Raw genomic sequence first — 290 nt, 5'->3', positions numbered from 1 at the left:
AACGCCGCCACCAGCCACTGCAACTTGTCCCAGCTCACGCCGAGGGTGGAAAGCGTCGAGACAAAACCCACACCGGCGATCACATACGACAGCAACGTCGTGGTGGCATAGGCGCTGCCTTGGGCAAGCTCCAGTTTGGACAGCACCAGTACTTCGAGTAAGCCTGGCAGGTTGCGCGCCAGGGCGAAGGTGATACCAATGATGATCAGCGCGCCGAGCAAGTCGCCGATGCTGATAGGCACCATGCTGATATTCGCACCGGTACCGCTGGTGTATTCGTACAGCGTGAC

Annotated in this window: 1 protein-coding gene; it reads right to left on the bottom strand. The window is 59.3% G+C overall.

Going from position 1 to position 290, the window contains the following annotated elements:
* On the bottom strand, positions 1 to 290 hold a 290-nt coding region (locus tag AC0L3B_RS39285), incomplete at both ends, for a hypothetical protein (protein ID WP_473383155.1).

Source organism: Bradyrhizobium sp. Kon56, assembly GCF_055807635.1.
Note: the sequence above shows the minus strand (reverse complement) of the source record. Positions and strands in the feature narration are given on the sequence as shown.